Source organism: Rhizobium sp. 2YAF20 (assembly GCF_052114685.1).
GTDB lineage: Bacteria > Pseudomonadota > Alphaproteobacteria > Rhizobiales > Rhizobiaceae > Rhizobium.
Genome location: NZ_JBFRFF010000020.1, coordinates 25,569 through 43,434, shown reverse-complemented (window position 1 = coordinate 43,434; position 17,866 = coordinate 25,569). Strand labels below are relative to the sequence as shown.

At 58.1% G+C, this 17,866-nt stretch carries 19 protein-coding genes; 8 read left to right on the top strand and 11 right to left on the bottom strand.

Features of this window, described 5'->3' with window-relative positions; all coding sequences use genetic code 11:
- Window positions 1-68: 68 nt before the first annotated feature.
- Genes AB4Z52_RS21145 through AB4Z52_RS21115 form a run of 7 tightly spaced genes read right to left on the bottom strand, consistent with a single transcriptional unit; the run spans window position 69 to window position 5,944 of the window.
- Window positions 69-788, bottom strand: a complete 720-nt coding sequence (locus AB4Z52_RS21145; RefSeq protein ID WP_442219881.1) for an amino acid ABC transporter permease — start codon at window positions 786-788, stop codon at window positions 69-71.
- Window positions 788-1,438, bottom strand: a complete 651-nt coding sequence (locus AB4Z52_RS21140; protein WP_442219880.1) for an amino acid ABC transporter permease — start codon at window positions 1,436-1,438, stop codon at window positions 788-790. Before AB4Z52_RS21140 ends, AB4Z52_RS21145 begins: the two co-directional genes overlap by 1 nt.
- Complete coding sequence (locus AB4Z52_RS21135) at window positions 1,431-2,210, bottom strand: amino acid ABC transporter ATP-binding protein (RefSeq protein ID WP_442219879.1); 780 nt, start codon at window positions 2,208-2,210, stop codon at window positions 1,431-1,433. Before AB4Z52_RS21135 ends, AB4Z52_RS21140 begins: the two co-directional genes overlap by 8 nt.
- A gap of 60 nt (window positions 2,211-2,270) precedes the next feature.
- Complete coding sequence (locus AB4Z52_RS21130) at window positions 2,271-3,152, bottom strand: substrate-binding periplasmic protein (protein ID WP_442219878.1); 882 nt, start codon at window positions 3,150-3,152, stop codon at window positions 2,271-2,273.
- Window positions 3,153-3,180: 28 nt separating this feature from the next.
- The gene (locus tag AB4Z52_RS21125) at window positions 3,181-4,332 is read right to left on the bottom strand and encodes an NAD(P)/FAD-dependent oxidoreductase (protein ID WP_442219877.1); all 1,152 of its coding nucleotides are present in this window, start codon (window positions 4,330-4,332) and stop codon (window positions 3,181-3,183) included.
- The gene (locus AB4Z52_RS21120) at window positions 4,329-5,702 is read right to left on the bottom strand and encodes an NAD(P)/FAD-dependent oxidoreductase (RefSeq protein WP_442219876.1); all 1,374 of its coding nucleotides are present in this window, start codon (window positions 5,700-5,702) and stop codon (window positions 4,329-4,331) included. The genes AB4Z52_RS21125 and AB4Z52_RS21120 overlap by 4 nt, the downstream gene beginning before the upstream one ends.
- Window positions 5,699-5,944, bottom strand: coding sequence for a (2Fe-2S)-binding protein (locus AB4Z52_RS21115; protein WP_442219875.1), 246 nt, complete (start codon window positions 5,942-5,944; stop codon window positions 5,699-5,701). Before AB4Z52_RS21115 ends, AB4Z52_RS21120 begins: the two co-directional genes overlap by 4 nt.
- A 174-nt stretch (window positions 5,945-6,118) precedes the next feature.
- Between AB4Z52_RS21115 and AB4Z52_RS21110 the strand changes: the two genes are divergently transcribed.
- Window positions 6,119-7,489, top strand: a complete 1,371-nt coding sequence (locus AB4Z52_RS21110) for an MmgE/PrpD family protein (RefSeq protein ID WP_442219874.1) — start codon at window positions 6,119-6,121, stop codon at window positions 7,487-7,489.
- A gap of 60 nt (window positions 7,490-7,549) precedes the next feature.
- Window positions 7,550-8,380, top strand: coding sequence for an IclR family transcriptional regulator (locus AB4Z52_RS21105; RefSeq protein WP_442219873.1), 831 nt, complete (start codon window positions 7,550-7,552; stop codon window positions 8,378-8,380).
- Between the two features lies 1 nt (window position 8,381).
- Here the strand turns inward: AB4Z52_RS21105 and AB4Z52_RS21100 are convergent, their stop codons facing one another.
- Genes AB4Z52_RS21100 through alr form a run of 3 tightly spaced genes read right to left on the bottom strand, consistent with a single transcriptional unit; the run spans window position 8,382 to window position 11,225 of the window.
- Window positions 8,382-9,254, bottom strand: coding sequence for a TIGR01459 family HAD-type hydrolase (locus AB4Z52_RS21100; protein ID WP_442219872.1), 873 nt, complete (start codon window positions 9,252-9,254; stop codon window positions 8,382-8,384).
- A 4-nt stretch (window positions 9,255-9,258) separates the two neighbouring features.
- Window positions 9,259-10,143: a DMT family transporter gene (locus tag AB4Z52_RS21095; protein ID WP_442219871.1), complete on the bottom strand. Its 885-nt coding sequence runs from the start codon at window positions 10,141-10,143 to the stop codon at window positions 9,259-9,261.
- Window positions 10,140-11,225 (bottom strand): alanine racemase, encoded by a 1,086-nt coding sequence (gene alr / locus AB4Z52_RS21090; protein WP_442219870.1) that lies wholly within the window; start codon window positions 11,223-11,225, stop codon window positions 10,140-10,142. Before alr ends, AB4Z52_RS21095 begins: the two co-directional genes overlap by 4 nt.
- Window positions 11,226-11,424: 199 nt before the next feature.
- On the opposite strand from alr, the gene AB4Z52_RS21085 reads away from it, so the two are divergent.
- Window positions 11,425-12,519, top strand: a complete 1,095-nt coding sequence (locus AB4Z52_RS21085) for a hypothetical protein (protein WP_442219869.1) — start codon at window positions 11,425-11,427, stop codon at window positions 12,517-12,519.
- On the opposite strand, the gene AB4Z52_RS21080 is transcribed toward AB4Z52_RS21085, so the two are convergent.
- Window positions 12,516-13,583 (bottom strand): C45 family autoproteolytic acyltransferase/hydolase, encoded by a 1,068-nt coding sequence (locus AB4Z52_RS21080; protein ID WP_442219868.1) that lies wholly within the window; start codon window positions 13,581-13,583, stop codon window positions 12,516-12,518. The two genes, AB4Z52_RS21085 and AB4Z52_RS21080, sit on opposite strands and share 4 nt — an antisense overlap.
- Window positions 13,584-13,705: 122 nt before the next feature.
- On the opposite strand from AB4Z52_RS21080, the gene AB4Z52_RS21075 reads away from it, so the two are divergent.
- The 5 genes from AB4Z52_RS21075 (at window position 13,706) to AB4Z52_RS21055 (ending at window position 17,155) form a co-directional block, all read left to right on the top strand.
- Complete coding sequence (locus tag AB4Z52_RS21075) at window positions 13,706-14,605, top strand: HEPN domain-containing protein (RefSeq protein ID WP_442219867.1); 900 nt, start codon at window positions 13,706-13,708, stop codon at window positions 14,603-14,605.
- A gap of 146 nt (window positions 14,606-14,751) precedes the next feature.
- Complete coding sequence (locus AB4Z52_RS21070; protein WP_442219866.1) at window positions 14,752-15,480, top strand: helix-turn-helix transcriptional regulator; 729 nt, start codon at window positions 14,752-14,754, stop codon at window positions 15,478-15,480.
- Between the two features lie 78 nt (window positions 15,481-15,558).
- A complete protein-coding gene (locus AB4Z52_RS21065; protein ID WP_442219865.1) occupies window positions 15,559-16,191 on the top strand; it encodes an acyl-homoserine-lactone synthase in 633 nt (210 codons plus the stop codon).
- Between the two features lie 38 nt (window positions 16,192-16,229).
- Window positions 16,230-16,418: a hypothetical protein gene (locus AB4Z52_RS21060; protein WP_442219864.1), complete on the top strand. Its 189-nt coding sequence runs from the start codon at window positions 16,230-16,232 to the stop codon at window positions 16,416-16,418.
- Window positions 16,419-16,708: 290 nt separating this feature from the next.
- A complete protein-coding gene (locus tag AB4Z52_RS21055; protein ID WP_442219863.1) occupies window positions 16,709-17,155 on the top strand; it encodes a helix-turn-helix domain-containing protein in 447 nt (148 codons plus the stop codon).
- Window positions 17,156-17,866 lie beyond the last annotated feature (711 nt).

Below are 17,866 nucleotides of genomic sequence, written 5' to 3'. Positions count from 1 at the left end.
CTCCGTTTTCTACTCTTGTCCGTACCGTTCTTTCAGGTCCAGTTCTCAGGCGGGTTTGCGCAAGCCCTTCACTGCGCCGGAGCCGCTTCAGGCACCAGCGCCGTTGATGTGAACGTGGCCTGTTTCGAGGAGCCTTGTTTAAGGCGGCGCTCGATTGCCCGGGAAATAAGAGAAGTCGGCCATGCCAAGGAAAAGTAAAAACTTGCGGTCAGCACGAACACCTGCAGGGGCAGGAAGCTTTCTGCCATGATTTCCCGGGACACCAACGTCAATTCCGGCACTGCAATCAGCGCACAGATCGAACTATCCTTGAGAAGTGAAATCAGATTAATCAATAAAGGCGCCAAGGTGTACCTGAGTGCCTGCGGCAGCAGAATGATACGGAATGTTTGGAACGGCGTCAGTCCACTCGAAAGAGCGGCCTCGCGTTGACCATCCGGAACTGCATTCAGACCGCTACGAAAGACTTCGGCGAGATAGGCGGCGTATACGAAGGCCAGGCCAGTTGTTCCGGCAAGCTGCGCTGGAAGGGTGATGCCGGTCCCAGGCAAGGCGAAATAGAGAACATACAGGATCACCAGGATTGGCACGCCGCGCGCGATCGCGAGATAAAGGCGAGCAAACAAGCGCGGCACCCAAGAGCGACGGGATCGAAGATATTCGAGAAACAGCGCCAGCACGAACGCTAGGCCAAATCCTCCCGCAGTCAGTGAAAGGGTCAACCGCATGCCCACCAGCATGCGAGGTGCCCAGTCGTTGATGTGAGCGGCTATGGTTTGAACGAACATCAGGCAATCTCCAGCCGGCGCTCGATGAGAGACACAGTCTGCGTCACGGCCATCGTCAAAATCAGGTAAAGAATGGCAGCTGCACCATAGATCGCAGCAGTTTGAAACGTCTCATTCACCAGTTGCCTTGAATTGAACATCACCTCGGGCGCGGCGATTGCCGCGACGAGCGAAGTATCCTTGACGAGGGCGACTGCATAGTTGCCAAGCGACGGCAAGGCAAGCCGCAGGCCCTGCGGAAGGATGATCAAGCGAAAGGCCTTGAATGGTGTGAGCCCTACCGCAGCTGCCGCTTCGCCTTGTCCTGATGGGACTGACTGAAAACCGGAGCAAAAAATATCAACGGCGACCGCGCCACCGATCATGCCAAGTCCGACAATGGCAGCGCACATGGAGGAGAGCCGCAGCCCAAGCGCCGCAAGCCCGAAATATAGGAGAAAGAGCAAGGTCAGGCTTGGCACGTTCCGCAGCACCTCCACATACGCACGAACGAGCAGGGCGACAAGTGGGTTACGGCTGAGATAAGTGGTTGTCGCAAGGCCAAGCCCGATCAGCAGGGCCATTGTGAGCGCACCGGCCGTCACCTCGACGCTGACACAGGCGCCCGACAACAAAGCCGTGACGACTGCCTCTAGCAGTGAGCTATCCATTGCGGCGCTCCCTCTCGGACAGGCTTGCAAGAAACTGTCTCAGCCGAGGAGCCTGCGGATTGTCGAGGACGATCCTTGCCGGGCCCTCTTCGATGATCCGGCCGCCATCCATGAACACGATGCGGTCGGCCACTTCTCGCGCGAAGGCGATCTCATGGGTGACCAGAACCATCGCCCTGCCCTCGCCTGCGAGTTCCTTGATGACTGTCAGAACCTCGCCAACAAGTTCGGGATCGAGCGCCGAGGTCGGCTCGTCGAAGAGAAGCAGCTTTGGCCGCTGCGCAAGAGCGCGAGCAATCGCCACACGCTGCTGCTGGCCGCCAGACAGGCGGTGCGGCATTTCGTTGGCTTTGTGTCCGAGGTGAACTTTGGTCAAGAGTGTTAGAGCAAGCTCCGCCGCCTCAGACTTCGTTAACCCACGAACCTTGCGTGGTTGAAGCGCAATATTGTCTTTCGCACTGAGGTGCGGCCACAGATGAAAATGCTGAAACACCATCCCGATCTCCGCACGCTGAGGGGCAAGTTCGCGATCGGTCATCAGGCGTCCATCCCGGCATCGGCCGATCACCTGTCCCTCCAGCCGAACTTCGCCAGCTGTCGGCGGAGCCAGATAATTGATTGCCCGAAGACAGGTGGATTTCCCTGAGCCGCTGGGACCGATCAGTGCGATGCGTTCGCCGCGCTGCAAGGTGAATGACACATTTTTTAGAACGTCAAGATTGCCGTAGGATTTGCCGAGGTTGGTGACATCAAGGAGAATATCGGCGGTCATAACTGCCTCCGTGCATCGCAAGGAATGGGTGCGACCGGATACGCCGGCCGCGACGGGTAACTAGCGACCGCACACGGGCGCTTTCCAGTCGGAAGCACGATCCACGCCGGCTCTGAAGTTCTCCGCCGACGGGACGTAGTTGGCCTCGTTCAGGTTGCCGTAGCGTTGACCGATGACCTTGACCTCGCACGACGTCCAGAGCTTGCGGATTTCAGCACTGAGCGCGTTGGCAAGAGCAGCATTGTCTTTTGACAAACCGAAGACGTACTGCCGTCCCACGCCGGTCAGAAGTGGATAATCCGGGTTGTTGTCACTGAACGGCAAGTTCACAAGGCCCCAGTCCTCGTTCTTGGACAAGGCATAGTCGATCACGGGCGGATCACCGACGAGAGCGTCGACGCGGCCGGCAAGCAGGTCCCGCAAAGCCGCATCGGAACTGTCGTAGAGCGACAACTCTAGACCTTTGATCCTTCTAAGCTCGGGCAGGAACGAAAAGCCCGTCATCGAGCCGACTTTCCGGTTCTCGAGGTCTTTTAATGTATGCCATCCGGAGCTCTTCTTCGACGTGATTCCATTTTGAAAATAGCCGCTTGGATCCGTCAGAGACAATGTCTCGGCACGCTGTTGCGTCCAGGCGACGTTGCCGCCAATGATGTCCACGCGCCCGGTTTGCACGGCCGCGATGGCTCCTGACCATTCCATCCTCACCGGCTTGATGGTCAGCCCAAGTCGTTCTGTGGCGATCTGCAGAATGTCACCGTCGTAGCCGGTAAGCTTGCCGTCCCGTGCGACCAGGCCGGGCATGTCGCCAGTGATGGCAACGGAAAGCAAGCCGGGTTCGCTTAACTTGTAGGCCGGATCGGTCGCTCCTGCCAACGCGGGGTGGAGCCCGGCAGCAATTCCGATGATACCTGCGAGAAATTTGTAGATGAGCTGTTGCATGTCTGTTCCCTTTGTTGTGGTGACCGTTTCAGGAATGGTTGGCTGGCCGATCAGCGCCCGCGGTAGTCGCGCGCTGCGCAAACCGGGAAATGGAGAGCCCCTTGAGTGGTGTCGGCGAAGAGCCATCGAGGCAGAGCTCGGCGAGCACGGCTCCCACGGCGGGTCCCAGCTGGAAGCCGTGACCGGAAAAGCCAAAAGCGTGAAAGAGCCCGGCAATTCTATCGCTCGGTCCGACGACCGGCAGTCCGTCGGACATCCGTCCTTCGATGCCAGTCCAGCTCCGTAATAGGAGAACGTTTGCCAGCTCAGGCACCATTTTGATCGCTGCTCTCGCGGCGTTCATCGTCACATCCGCTTTCGGCCGCGCTCGAAGGCGATCCCGGTCAGCGTCACCAAGTCCGCTCCCGAAAATGACGCTGCCATGCGGTGTCTGACGAATGTAAATGTCTCCGCCGCAAATGCCGAGATTCGGCCCGATCAATGGAGCGATCGGCTCCGTGACGGCCATGTTGGGGGCCATGACGTATTCGTTAACCTGGTCTCCTAGATGGTTGGCAATCGTCGCACCCCAAGCGCCAGCGGTATTGACCAGCCGGCGCGCTTTTACGGGGAGCGGATCGTTCGCCAGAGTGATCAAAAATTCCTGGTCATTGACTTGTATTCCCTCGACTGGGCTCTGTTCGCGGATATCGGCTCCGAGCGATCGCGCAGCGCGGGCGAAGGCAGGTGCGACAAGACGCGGATTGGCCTGCCCATCTTCGGCGCAGAGGGAAGCCCCGGCATAGCCTGGGGCGATGTAGGAATAGCGTCGGCGCAAATCTGACCGGTCTAGAATGTCTACATGGATGCCATGGGTCTTCAGCAATGCCTGATGCGCGACGAGCTCTGTCATGTCGGCATCATTGCGTGCCAGCTTGAGATGTCCCGTTGCAAGGAATTCGCAGTCCGAGCCGATGAGGCTTTGGAGGTCTCCCCAAATCGATCGGCTGCGACGCGCCAATGGAAGTTCAAAAGCCGCGCGGCCCTGCTGACGAACGCCGCCGTAGTTGACCCCGCTTGCCTGGCCGCCGCACCGGCCGCGTTCCAAAAGCAGTACCGAGGCGCCCTTTCGTCGAGCATGCAGAGCCGTCGAGCAACCGGCCAGACCACCACCGACAATGGCCAAATCGAATGTTCTCATCGGCGCACCGCCAGGTCGCTCAAAGCGACCGGTTTGATCGGAGCCTGACCACGCAGGCGGCCAACTCGTTCGATGTCGATCGCGGCGGACGCGGCAATCAGCTCTGCAGCCGTCTGGCCGCAAAGTCGGCTTTGACAGCGTCCCATTCCGATGCGGCAGAATGCCTTGATACGGTTGATGTCGGCCTCTCCGGTGGTGCTGACCGCGTGACGGATTGCACCTGCCGTCAGACCCTCACAGCGGCACACAACCGTCTCGTCCGGCAGGCCCGCAGCGATCTGATGTGGATAGGCGAAGGCGCGATCGAGCGCGCCGCGAAATCGACCATTGCGTTGGATCGCGCGACGGTCGCTATCGGCATCTCGCTTGTGTGAATATCCGGCATCGTTCAGAAGGGCCGTCGCTGCAACTCTCCCGCTCAAAGCGGCAATCTCACTTCCACGGATCGCCAGTCCATCTCCGGCCATGTAGACGTCGGGCGACGAGGACCTTCCAAAGGCATCCGCCACGGGCAGCCATTGCCGGTGCTGGTGATCAAAATAGAAATCCAGTCCAACCAAATCCGCGACCTGGGTCTCCGCCTTCAGCCCATAACCGATGGCTACGGCGTCACATGAGAGGTGTTTGTTGCGACCTCTATGAAGGTAAGAGAGCCCGCTCGCCTGCTCGCCCTTCGTCGCTGTGACCTCAATCGGCATAACGCCAGTACAGATTTGAATGCCTCGCGCCCGAAGCCAGGCAATGTAGTAAAGGCCCTTTGCAAAAACGGCTCCCCCGGACATCAGGTTTGGCAGCAAAGTAAAATCGTCGAACGGCTTGCCTGTTTCGAGAACGGCGCAGACCTTCGCGCCCGCCTTGGCATACTGATAGGCGACCAAGTAAAGCAGCGGGCCAGTTCCAACGAACACGACGCGACGACCGATCATCGCGGCTTCGGCTTTCAGGGCTATCTGGGCGCCGCCTAGGCTGAAAACCCCTGGCGTTGTCCAGCCCTTCATTGGAATGATACGATCCGTCGCGCCGGTTGCAATGATTAGGCGAGACCAGGTCTGCACAGTGACTTGCTGCTGGCGCAGGAGATGCAGTGTCCCACGTTCTGCAGCCCATACCAGGGTGTTCGGACGATAGTCGATGGCCGGTTCGACTGCTGCGACATCGTTGCGAAACCGCTGCGCCCGGGGCGCATCAAAACCGTAAAGCGTCTTCAGGTCGCGCGACAGCTGGGACTGCGGCATGCGGAAGATTTGGCCGCCGGGATGTCGCCCTTCTTCAATCACGACCGGCCTCAGGCCGGCTTCAGCGAGCACCTTTGCCGCGCCGAGCCCTGCCGGTCCTGCCCCGATGATAACGACGGGATCTTGCGCGATCATCGAACCGTCTCCGGCGCCACAGTAGACAATTTCATGTCCTGTTCAACCAGGCTAGTGCATGCCTGGAGACGCTCTCCGTTGCGGCGCCAAAGCCAGCAATCCTGACATGCCCCCATCATACAAAAACCGGCGCGGCGCTCGCTGTAAAACTCAAAATTGTGAACGTAAGCCAAACTGGCTAGCAAAGCCGTCATCACAGTTTCGCCCTCCCTGGCAACGACCTGCTGGTCGTCAACGGTCATGCGTATGGGTGTGCGCTGGTTCAAATGCAGCCTTACACACCCCCGGCTTCCTGTATTTATCATGTTTATTCCCCAGTCTCGGCGATTTCAGTTGACACGCTATTAGTCCATATTATGGATGTCAACATCGAAAGTAATTCAAAAGAACGACTTCTAGCGAGGGGTGCTCGAAACTTGAATGCTACCCAGGAGAGTGCTGAAGAGATCGTGGCTGAGCCCTTTGCGCTGGCACAACTTGCGGCCGACTGCATTTCGGTCGTTGCCTTGCCGGACGAAACCTATGCGGCCACTCGACAAACGCTTCTTGATACGATTGGGGTCGCCGCAGCCGGGGCTACGACGGACGGTGGCCAAGCATCAAAGCGGGCGGCGCTTGAGATATGGGGCCACGGACATTCGACAATCTGGTTTTCAACAGCGCGCGTCACCAGCGCCGGTGCCGCCTTCGTGAATGCAAGCTATGCCGCGGCTCTCGACCTCGACGATGGGCACAGGCTGGCGTCAGGTCATCCCGCTGCCGCCGTCGTCCCCGCCGTATTGGCAATTGCCGAGCAACTAGGCTCGAGCGCAAGTCGCGTTCTCACTGCGACAGCGATCGGCTACGAGGTCGCCGTTCGCGTCTCTGCGGCAAGGGACATTACGCGGCTGCGCACCACTGACACGGGTCTTTGGTGTGGTGTTGGTGTTGCGGCGGCGGCGGCGTGGCTGTTGGGCGTATCAACCTCGGTCATGACCCATGCGCTATCGATCGCGGGGCAGACTGCCACTGCACAGGCGGCGACCGGTTGGACCCGCCTCGGACACACGGTCAAGGAAGGAATTCCCTGGGCGACGGCGAACGGGCTACAGGCCGTCAGTCTCGCGGCTGCCGGTCACCGTGGACCGATAGACATACTTGATGATGTGACCACATATGACCGGCAGCGGCTTCTCGGCGCGTTTGGAGAAACATGGGCAATCGAGAGTGCCTACTTTAAGCTTTACAGCTGCTGCCGTTGGGGGCATGCGGCGATCGACGGGGCCGTGGCGTTGGCGGCGCGAATGCACCTCAGGCCCGACGATATCGACGTCGTGTTGGTGGAAACCTTCGATCGTGCGCTCACCCTTCCGAACCAGGCGGCGCCGCAATCAGTTGAAGCGGCGCAGTACAGCATCCCGTTCTGCGTTGCACTGGCCCTGGTACATGGCCCAGGCTCACTTCTTCCGATGAAGGAGACCTATCTTGGCGACGCCAATGTCGTCGCTCTTGCAGAACGGATCCGTCTCGTCAGCAGCGACGCCTATCGTGACGCCTTCCCAGCGACGACGCCGGCGCGGGTGACGATTTCAGCGGAGGGCAAAGTGGAAACGATCGAGATTCTGCTCCCGAAAGGGGAGCCGCAAAACCCGCTTTCCTCGTCCGAGCGTCAGAACAAGTTCCAAAGGCTGGCCGCAGAAGCGTCGCTTTGCGAGCCGCAAATCGATGCCCTCATTCAGGCTGCCTCAAGTTTGGGGATCCACCGATCACCCGAGGAGCTGTTTGCGGCACTCCGCCCTGCCTCATAGCTGTTTACAACCGCGCCATGATATAGGAATCCCGTCACAAGCGTGAATCGGGATAAATCCATGGCGAAAGAAGAGATCGCAGTAACCGGAACACAGCTGCTCGACAGGTCGGTCGCGATCCTCAAGCTGCTTGGTGAGATCGGGCAGACCGGCGCATCGATGGCTGCGATCGGCGAGGCCATGAGCCTGAAGCAGCCGACCGTGCACCGCATCGTCACCGCCCTTGAGCGTCACGGACTGGTTGACCGGGAACGAGAAACAAAGCGGTATCGGCTTGGACTCGCGCTGTTTGCCATGGGAGCTGCGGCGGCCGACGGGACGGGGCTGCGTCAAGTCTCCCGCCCTGCCCTTATGCGGCTTGCGGCCATCACCGGTGACTCGGTCTTTCTCATGGCGCGCGCGGGCTTCAACACCGTCTGTGTTGACCGGCAGCAAGGCAGCTATATCATCGACAGCTTGACCGGCCATATAGGTGGTCAAATTCCAATGGGCGTAGGACCGGCAAGCCAGGCCATCCTTGCGTTCCTGCCGGAAGCGGAAGCCAACGTCATCCTGTCGACCAACGCTCCGCTCTACCGCAGTTTCGGATCGCTGACGGTTCAAAAGATCAGGAATAACCTCGCGACTTTGAAAGAAAGGCGATACGCACTCGACGAGGGCGAACTCGTTGCCGGTATCTCGGCAATTGCCGTCCCAATCCTGCCGCCGGGTCGTGATGCGATTGCGGCCATCGCGATCAATCTCACCAGTGCGCGGATGACGCGCGAGCGCATACCGGAGCTGGCGGATTTACTCGCCAAGGAAGTGCGCGAGATCGAGGCAAAGCTCAATCCGCTGGAAGAGCAACGCCTCGGAACCGCGGCCGCCGCCATGGTGGCGCCGCGCCGATAGGCTATCTCCAATCAAACGTCGACAGAATAAATTTGGGCTTTGCGCTGTGGCGGCGGCAAAGGCGCCAAAGCCCCTTCCAGTCGGGTTCTGCCTTTTCGGTGGCGAAACCACGATGAATTCCGGTCATGACCAGAGCAGACGCGATCCCAGCACGATTTGCCCCCAGGATATCGGTCTCGAGGCTGTCGCCGATTGCGAGAACGTCCCCGGCAGGCAGGCCGAGGACGTCCAAGGCGCGGGCATAGGCCGCAAAGCTGGGCTTGCCATATCGGGCGACAAATCCCCCAAGGTTCTCATACCGTAACGCGATGGTACCCGCACAAACGATCCGGCGGCAGCCAATATCGACCTCGAGGTCGGGATTGGCACAAATCATCGGGAGCCCGTGCCCACGTGCTTCTGCAAGGCTGCAAGCGAGCGCGGCATCATTACCGTCGTCAGGCACGCCTGTCGCGAGGAGAAAAGTCGCTTGGGCTGCCGAGATGACAGGTTGAGGGCCGAGCCCGTCGAGTAGGCCGGAAAGGTCGGTTGGCCCAATATGGAGGTAACGCCGCCCGAACTGCATACCGGTGACCGGGCCCTCGCCGGAAACGGCATCACAGACCATTTGGCCGGACGTTATCAGGCCATCATAGAGGTCTTGGCCAATTTTCATCATGCTCAGGCGAGCGGCAACCTCGGCCGATCGCCTTGGAGAATTTGAAAGCAGACAGATTCGCATGCCGCGCGATCGAAGCCCTCTGAGGGCATCGATCGCATCGGGAAAAGCGGCAACGCCATCATGGAGGACGCCGAAAACATCGACAATGACACCGCGAAAGCCTGTTGCAATATCGGCCACACTTACGATGCCGGGCAGCCTGTTCCTAGCCATGGGATCATTCCTTACAATCTGGTTGTGGTGGGATTGGCACGGAGGCGACCGAGCGGATCATAAAGAGATGAACGAGAACTGCCGCGAGGATCAGGCCGCCGCCTAACACCGTCTGTATGCGGGGCCGCGAACCGAAGGCAATCCAGACCCAAAGGGGAGACAAAGGCACTTCAGTAAGCGACAAGATTGCAGTCTCGGCCGGCGCCAGCAGCCGAGCGCCACCGGCAAAAAAGATGAGGCCGAGTGTCATCTGGAAGAACGCAAAGGTGGCGAGAATGGCGAGCGCCCCCGATGGAACGGCGTGCTTCGGCATGAATCCAGCAGCAACCATCGTTGCGATTGAGTTCGATGCTGCAACAGCGGCGAGCACCGATTGGCTCTTCGACCGCCGGAAAGCAATGGTCATCAAGGCCATGGATGCAGTCATGGCCAAGGCAAGACAATCTCCATAAAAGCGGGTCTCGGTTGGTGCCGAGCCGGCGAAAATGACGAGAGTGCCGATTGTGATGGCTGCGCAAAGGCAGAGAGTCAACGCTCCTACCGGCTCGTTGTCGATCATGCGCGCCAGCGCGGCTGTCAGCAGGGGAAGCGCCCCGTGAATAACCGCGACATCAGCGACTGACGTGAGTTTAAGGGCCGGAATGAAGAGGAGCGTTGCGGCGGCCGAGAGAACGGCCGCTGCAAGAGCCGGTCGATCGAGCTCGAGGGTTGCGCGGCCATCCACCTGGAATATCGCCCAAAGCAGGGTGAAGCCGAGTGCAAACAAGCTGCGCCAAAAGAGAATGGTCCAGACATCAATGTTGTCGAGTAATCCCACGAATAGGCCGGCTGTGCTGAAGGCAGTAGCCGAAAGGACAAGCGAGATCTGTGCGCGGCGTCTTTCGGTCATACGTCGCCTCTGGCCCTGTTTCTAAGATAAAAGCGGCGCGATGACGCCCCGAGACGCAAAAGGACCTCTTGCGGGACGGTTGAGGCTGCACGTGCCATCGCTTCGAGCGGTAACCGGGAATTGACGAGATCGACCCAGAGCCCCGGCCTGTGGAGCGTTGCCGGCACGTCGGTCAGATCAATCGCGGCATATTCCATCGCGATGCGGCCGGCGAGTGGCGCCAAATAGGAGCCTATTTCGGCACTGGCTCTGTTCGACAAAGACCAGGCTAGGCCGTGAGCGTAGCCGATTGCCACGATCCCAAGCCAAGTTGGCCGGCTGGCCCGAAACGTTCCCATATATCCAACAGTTTCGCCGGCATGGACGAGGCGAACGTCTGCGATACGAGCCCTCAGTGAGACGACGCTGGCGAAAGGGTTTGGGTCGAGCCCAGCATTATTGAGCCCATAAAGGGCAGACCCTATTCGAACCCGCTCGAAATGATAATCGGTGCCAAGCGATATCCCGGCGGAGGCAGCGAGACTGCGAGGCGCACTCGGAATGAGCCCGCACATCTGCACGAACCGGTTCTTCTGCAACTGATTGCGAATGCTGACCGGGTCGTCGGCGCAGGCCAGATGGCTCATGACGAGCGCCGGCGCCGGCAGTTTGCGGTGGACGACCTCCCTCAACTCAGGGAAGCTCAGTCCGAAACGGGAGAAGCCAGTGTCCAGGTTGATGGCATATGAGCCATGGCTAAGCGATGCAGCATCCACATCTGCCATGTTGTTACAAACAGGAATGAAGCCGGCGAGATCATAGACGCCCTTTTCATCCATAGCTCCAGCTTCGAGAATAAAGACCTCTGCCGCTCGCAGTCGCTCCCGCACAAGAAGCGCCTCACAGACATTTGCAACAAAAAAGCTGCGGCAGCCTGCAGCCAAAAGTGGATCGAGAATCTCATCAATGCCTAGGCCATACGCGTCGCTCTTGACGACTGCGCTGATGGCAACTGCCGTCCCAACCAGCAATTTGACCACCGCAAAGTTCTGCTCGATAGCATCAAGATCGACCACAATTTCAGGACTATCCCTGAACCGCATTGCCACCACCTATACTTGATTTATGAGACTGCAGATATTTCAGATTGCAAGCTACGTCGGTTCGCTGCATAATGCAATCTTCTGATGCAACGAAATTCTCTTTATATCTATGCGAGCACTTGGAGGTTTGACGATGACTGATAAGGGAACGGCAGCGAAAATTTTGATCCTCGGGCAGGGAGTCCTTGGAGGAGATGTCTTGGATTTCTTGCTACAGAGCGGAGCGGCCCTTAGCCTCACGGTCGGCGCGCGTAACGTGGACAAGGCCCTACAGCGCGTCAATCTCGCCCGCTATACGGCCCTGAACCTCGGACAATCGCGGCCTGTCGACATCGTGCCAATCGACCTTATGAATATTGACGCGACGGCAGACGCGATCGCCAGACTAAAGCCCGACATCATTTTCAACGCTACGACGCTACATAGCTGGTGGGTGATCACTAAGCTGCCGGTTGAAGCCTTCAAGAGGCTTGACGCCGCACGGGGCGGAATCTGGACTCCGATGCATCAGGTGCTGATCCGCAGGCTAATGAAGGCGGTGCGTCTGGCGAATAGTCAGGCTACCGTCGTCAATGCCTCCTATCCCGACGTCGTTAACGCGTCACTCGCCGCGGAGGGCTTGGCCCCGGCGATTGGCATTGGCAACATTGCCAATGCAGTGCCGGGTATACGGCTGGCAGCTGCGGATCTGCTCGGGTTGGGTCCAGGCGCGATTGAGATCCGCTTCTTTGCGCAACATTATGTAAGTTATCGTATGCCGAGCACAGGCGGTACTGACGGCGCGCCCTACCACCTTACAGTCTATGCGAACGGGTTGGAGGTGCCGCGCGCCGAGATCGACCACGACACATTATTTTCGCTGGTCGCAGGACGCTACCGACGGGTCAAGGGTCTCGCCGGGCAATCGGTGACGGCTTCCTCAGCAACCGCGATGCTGTTGGCCCTTGCGAAGCGTTCTGGGCAGGTCGTGCACGCGCCAGGGCCTTTGGGTTTAGTGGGCGGCTATCCGGTCTGTATTTCACCGATGGGCCTGTTGGTCGATCTGCCGGCTAAATTGACTCTGGACGAAGCGATTGACATCAACCGGCAATGTCAGCGCTTCGACGGCATCGAAAGCGTCGATGACGACGGAACCGTGCGCTTTACCGAACATGCAGCTGGCGTCATGCGTGAGGTCCTCGGATACGAACTCGATGCTTATCAACCGGAGGAATGTGAAGCCCGAGCCGAGGAGCTTGCCGCGCATTTTGCCCAATATTCCCGCGCCAATGGCGGGCATTCACAGGCAGCCTAGACTTCCGCACCTTGAAGCAGCTTCAGGCGCTGATATGAACAGAGGTCCGGACGTCCCGCTGCAATGAGGACCTCGCGTCGACCACAGTCGAAGATCACTGAGAATGCGGTTTCGGTTGCTTCACGCGCCGAAATCGATTTGCAGATAGCGTCCGGTGCGCCGCTTCGGTCGCGCAATAGAACCTTGATGTCGTCAATGCTGGTAAGCGACAGGTGGCTTGCAGCGCGAAGTCTCTCGTGGCTGGATGGATAGAGGCGAGCAACCGCTTCGCCATTCTCCCACATTGCGACCGCTGGGAAGAGGGGATGATTTGTGTGGATCATAGATTGAGCAGCCGCGTCGACAACGCCGACACCTGGGGAGACCTCCGCCACTTTCAAAATTCCAGCGGCATCGCCAACAAGAAAGCAGCGGCCTGACATGTGCGGGTTTTGGCGCAAAAGATCGACCGCTTTCGCTGCATTCGGCGCGCCCAGCATCATCCGGCGGATGACAAGGCTGGGCAGTCCGTCCAACCTCGAGTCGAGTATGAGGTCATTGTTGACAAACGCCAAGCCATTGCCATTGATGCCAACCCAGCCGAGTGTGCCCGCCGAAGCAACGGTCACGAACCGCTCATTGGCATCCTCATGCAGGAGAACGACGATGTCTCCGGCCTCCTCTGCCGGCGCATCCCAGTTCTGTCCGAGGATCGCGCCTTGCGGCGTGCACAGCCCTGCAGACGTGCAACCCGTGCGGCCTTCGGCGAAATATTCGAAACAGGAAAGAAGGTAGATGTCGAGTACAGCAAGTTCCGCGCCATCGGCGATGCCCTCCAGTTCGAGCGCCACGTCCGGCGCAACCCGCACGATCTGCTCGAAGGATTTAGCCGCTAGGGACTTCGCGCCGCGCCATTCAAAGGACTCAACCGATTGTCTTAATTTGCGGAGCCTCGCGTGGATGAGCCGAGAAAGAACTGCTCCGTGCTTTCTACCCCGCTCAGTCGGCGAGCCGTTTAGAATGATAATTGGCAGAGATCCTGATGTCACGTCGATGCTTTCCCGGACTTGACTGGAGTGATGCATCCATATTGTGGATAACTTCTCTTTTCCAGTGACTACATCTTTCGATTGTGCGAAACTTCAATGCATCGCAGCGTCGCGTTTGCAGCCGGTTCGGTTCAGGAACAGCCCTTAGGACATGCCTGATGCATATAGATGGTCTCAATCACCTGCCCCAGCGCAAGCAAGAAGAGCTGGCGGAGGTCGCCCGCATCTTGTTCAACGAGTTCGAGGCAGCACGGAAAAGTAAACAGAAGGACGAGCACAAGAGTGCGCGGATCCTGAAGATCATCCTGTTCGGATCGTACGCGCGCGGCGGCTGGGTCGAGGATCGCAAGAGCGGCTATCGCTCCGACTATGACCTGCTTATCGTCGTCAATGCACACAGCGCTGCGGAGGCCGCCGAATACTGGGAAACCGCCGCAGAGCGTTTTATCCGAGAGCTGACGATCACCAAGCAGCTGGAAACGCCTGTGAACTTTATCGTTCACTCTCTCCACGACGTGAATGATCAGCTGGCAAGGGGCCGGCCTTTCTTCGTTGACATCGCTCGGGACGGGATCGCCCTTTATGATGCGCCCGGCCATCCCCTCGCCACCCCGAGGCAGCTTTCGCCGCACGAAGCCAAGCAAGAGGCGCAGCGCTATTTTGAGCAATGGTTTCCAAGCGCGTCGAACCGCTTCGAGCTCGCGCTGGAGGCGATTAACCGGGGCTATGTCAACGAAGGCGCTTTTGATCTTCACCAAGTAATTGAGCGCCTTTATCATTGCGTCCTTCAGGTTCTGACGCTGTATAGCCCGAAATCTCACCGCCTGTCGGCGCTTCGCTCCCATGCCGAACGCGTCAATCCGAGGCTGATCGAAGCCTGGCCACGGGATACGAAATTTGCGCGTCGCTGTTTCTCTCGCATCGATCGCGCCTACGTAGAAGCCCGTTATTCTGCGAAATATTCGATCACGGACGAGGAACTGAACTGGGTGGTCGAGCGGGTGACCGCTCTGAGGAACATCGTAGAAGCGATTTGCCGTGAGCATCTCGACAGTTAAGGACCGGACACATCCTTCTATTTGGCTAGTCGGCTTCAGGAGGCTTACGCAACGTCAGAAATGCAAACTGATGGACATCGGCGACATCACCCCATTCGGAAACGCTAGCAACTGTCACCGAACTGGGTTTGGAAAGGTCATTCTCAATGGAACAGTTCCTGATGGATATTCTGTGTGAGTTTCTCACATCCTGTGAGAAGGCGGAAGACAAACCTGAACTCTTGGTCAGCATCGAGCGCGTCAACGAGCATCTTGGCCTGGACTATTTCGCTATGGCATTCTTGCCCCTCACCCATGAACGGCTCGACAATTACTTCGTCTGGGAACGCTGGCCGCGTGCTTGGCTCAACCGCTATCTTAACCTGAATTATTTTCATGCCGACCCTGTCGCAAACCATGTGCGACAGTCCGGATCGCCAGTACATTGGTCAAGATCCTTGCCGCGGCAATCGCCTGGCTCGAAAGGCAAGCGGATCATGGACGAAGCGAGAGATTTTGGCCTGGCCGAGGGCCTGACTATCCCTCTCCACTCCAAAACTGGGCTGGACGGTCTTTTCTCTGTTGCCGGCCTGCGCGAACCATTGTCGCTGCAGGAGTCCAGGATTTTCCAAATCGTGGCCGCAAGCGCTCACGCACGACTTTTAGGGTTGTCGGCGCCCCGAACAATCCCGGAGCAGAGCGTCCACATTACCAAGAGCGAAAGCGAATGTTTGACTTGGTGCGCTGCCGGCAAGACAGACCGCGAAATCGGCCAGATCACCGGGCGCTCTCACCGGACGGTTCAAGCTCATATCGTCAATTTGCAACGGAAGCTATCGGTGGCTAACCGAGCGCAGTTAATTGCGGAAGCATTTCGCCACGGCTTGCAGCGCTGAAAAATACGACAATTTACGAATAGATTTTGCTTATCCGAGGTAGCATCATTTCTGAATGCAATCTCCGGAGAAATGAAAATGCTGCGCATGATTCACGAACACGAGGATCCTGCACTGATGGAGCGCATTTGGCGTTTTAGGCACACCAGATTTGTCGAGCAGCTAGGTTGGAGTGAATTGCGTCGGCCGGATGGGCGGGAACGCGATAGGTTCGACAACGAGACAGCCATTCATATCGTCTTGCTGCATGACGACACGGTAGTCGGATATTCACGCCTTCTGCCAACCACAGGCCCACACCTCGCCACTGATATCTATCGAGATGCTTCGCTGGAACCGCCAAGAGGGCCGGAAGTTTTTGAGTGGACTCGCTGCGCGACAGCGCTGAATGCACCATCGGTCAACGGCATCCCAGCGTCAGATGTTTTGATGACGGGGGTGCTCGAATGTTTGCTGCAACTAAACGTCAAAGAGATTCTCTTTCTGACCTACCCTCAACTCGTCAGAATGATGAAGAAAAGAGGGTATCCGGTTCGTGTTCTTGCAAGCTTCTCAGTAGAGAACAATAAGGCTGTTCAACTCGCGGCGGCAAAGCTTTCTTTCGATCTCTTGCAACGGCATCGTCAAAGATACGGCATCCATCAGCCTTTGCTCCCTTCGGACAACCTTCTTGACGCAGGCGTCCAAGAACGCTTTCCGACGCCGGCGTAAACGGAGGACCAAGTGTGGCCCGACGTAGCAAATCGTTGATGGATGCAGGCGAAGCTCACCGCTTTATGTTTGGAGTAGTTCATAGGGAAACCGCGCACTTGCTGGAGGTTGTGGATGAGCTTTGCCGGCGCTATCCGCCAAATAACGACCTCCAGTTTGTGCGCTACCTTCTGCGCATGGTCGTGCTCGAAACACAGAAAGATGGTTCGAAGGACGGCCGAGTTTGAAATGGCTTGACCGCAATCTTGTTAGTAGTCGATGTTAAGACCTTGTCTTAAAGTTCTTTGCAAATGTGAATCGGGTTGCTAGAGTACTATCCAGGCAACTTGGTTGTCTTGGGGCGTCGAACCCCCATTTGGTTATGCTTTCTCAAGCAACATCTTCGCGACCAGCATTGGTCGGGGAGCTCATGGTCTATGAAAGAGGCGTTCGCGCTAAAGTCCATGGGGGCTGTACCAACAGCTGTTCGAACTCCCCGGCTTCTGACTATCAGACCATTTGGTCGGGGGAGCGCTTCATGCAGCACAAAATCTCAACCACCGTCGCTTTTGTCGAAGGGCATTCGGCGCCAAACTTGGATTCCAATCGAAGCGTGGACAAGGAGGTTGGCAAGCGCATCAAAAGGCGCCGTCAGCAGCTGAGGATGTCACAGACTGCGCTTGGCGCCGCCGTGGGAGTTTCCTTTCAGCAAATACAAAAATATGAGCGCGGCGCCAACCGCGTGAGCTCATCGGTTCTTTATGGAATCGCACAGACTTTAGACGTGGTGATTACCTATTTTTTCGAAAACTTGTCGACGTCCGCCGGCGCCGACAATGCGGAATTGAATCAAAAGGCGGTCGTGCGGGAAGAGTTCGTAGCGACCGAAGAGGGCCAGCGCTTGGTCGATGCCTTCATGGCAGTGCCCAAGAAGATGCGGCCGAAGTTTATTTCCTTATTGGCGACTTTTGGCAACGATATTTGAGCGATGGCGCAAGTGACTTCGCGCCGCCGATGGTCTTGGTTGACGGCGCCAGGCGATCAGAGTGAAGGACCCCGGGTGGGATTCCGGAAATCCGTAGGAGCCAAACCTCAAGCTGTGCGAACGCCTTCTCCGCAAACTTCTGATGGAGCGTATCGCCCTGGATCGGACCCGGCCTGACAATCGCCACCAGGCGGAGAACTTCAGGCGGCGCCGCCTTCTCAGCCGCAATCCAGGTGCCTTCGTACACACGCCGCGGTATTTGATCGCCGCAGCTGTCACCTTGGTCGCCGTCCGGTACTGGCGCTGATATCGGCCCTTGACGCTCTGCTTCCGATGACGACCATGGAGAGGCGTGGTCGCAAACTATATGGCCTATGAGAAAGCGATCGAGCGCGATTTCCCGGACTTGCGCCCAGAGCGGGCCTTTTGCCTGTTGCTTCTGGCACGCTGCGGCTGGCGTTGGAAAACGGCATTGACACCTTGATCTCGAACTATGAACCGCACATGCGGCGGATATTGAAACGTGCCGGCGCCGAACTCGATGAGCTCGATCGACCTGACGGCTGGAAAATTTCCGGTGTGCTGCGGGGTATTAAAGGTCTCGCCGCGCGTCCCCGCCCAGATGCGTCTGAAAACCAAGATTACCGAACCGCAATATCGGCGTCCTGCACTTTCGAGACAAGGTGCTCCTATCCCCGAACCGATGACCGC

What these genes read in the sequence shown, in the direction of transcription:
- AB4Z52_RS21145 (WP_442219881.1), bottom strand. Translation starts at nt 788, where the DNA reads ATGTTCGTTCAAACCATAGCCGCTCACATCAACGACTGGGCACCTCGC.
- AB4Z52_RS21140 (WP_442219880.1), bottom strand. Translation starts at nt 1,438, where the DNA reads ATGGATAGCTCACTGCTAGAGGCAGTCGTCACGGCTTTGTTGTCGGGC.
- AB4Z52_RS21135 (WP_442219879.1), bottom strand. Translation starts at nt 2,210, where the DNA reads ATGACCGCCGATATTCTCCTTGATGTCACCAACCTCGGCAAATCCTAC.
- AB4Z52_RS21130 (WP_442219878.1), bottom strand. Translation starts at nt 3,152, where the DNA reads ATGCAACAGCTCATCTACAAATTTCTCGCAGGTATCATCGGAATTGCT.
- AB4Z52_RS21125 (WP_442219877.1), bottom strand. Translation starts at nt 4,332, where the DNA reads ATGAGAACATTCGATTTGGCCATTGTCGGTGGTGGTCTGGCCGGTTGC.
- AB4Z52_RS21120 (WP_442219876.1), bottom strand. Translation starts at nt 5,702, where the DNA reads ATGATCGCGCAAGATCCCGTCGTTATCATCGGGGCAGGACCGGCAGGG.
- AB4Z52_RS21115 (WP_442219875.1), bottom strand. Translation starts at nt 5,944, where the DNA reads ATGACCGTTGACGACCAGCAGGTCGTTGCCAGGGAGGGCGAAACTGTG.
- AB4Z52_RS21105 (WP_442219873.1), top strand. Translation starts at nt 7,550, where the DNA reads ATGGCGAAAGAAGAGATCGCAGTAACCGGAACACAGCTGCTCGACAGG.
- AB4Z52_RS21100 (WP_442219872.1), bottom strand. Translation starts at nt 9,254, where the DNA reads ATGGCTAGGAACAGGCTGCCCGGCATCGTAAGTGTGGCCGATATTGCA.
- AB4Z52_RS21095 (WP_442219871.1), bottom strand. Translation starts at nt 10,143, where the DNA reads ATGACCGAAAGACGCCGCGCACAGATCTCGCTTGTCCTTTCGGCTACT.
- alr (WP_442219870.1), bottom strand. Translation starts at nt 11,225, where the DNA reads ATGCGGTTCAGGGATAGTCCTGAAATTGTGGTCGATCTTGATGCTATC.
- AB4Z52_RS21080 (WP_442219868.1), bottom strand. Translation starts at nt 13,583, where the DNA reads ATGCATCACTCCAGTCAAGTCCGGGAAAGCATCGACGTGACATCAGGA.
- AB4Z52_RS21075 (WP_442219867.1), top strand. Translation starts at nt 13,706, where the DNA reads ATGCATATAGATGGTCTCAATCACCTGCCCCAGCGCAAGCAAGAAGAG.
- AB4Z52_RS21070 (WP_442219866.1), top strand. Translation starts at nt 14,752, where the DNA reads ATGGAACAGTTCCTGATGGATATTCTGTGTGAGTTTCTCACATCCTGT.
- AB4Z52_RS21065 (WP_442219865.1), top strand. Translation starts at nt 15,559, where the DNA reads ATGCTGCGCATGATTCACGAACACGAGGATCCTGCACTGATGGAGCGC.
- AB4Z52_RS21060 (WP_442219864.1), top strand. Translation starts at nt 16,230, where the DNA reads ATGGATGCAGGCGAAGCTCACCGCTTTATGTTTGGAGTAGTTCATAGG.
- AB4Z52_RS21055 (WP_442219863.1), top strand. Translation starts at nt 16,709, where the DNA reads ATGCAGCACAAAATCTCAACCACCGTCGCTTTTGTCGAAGGGCATTCG.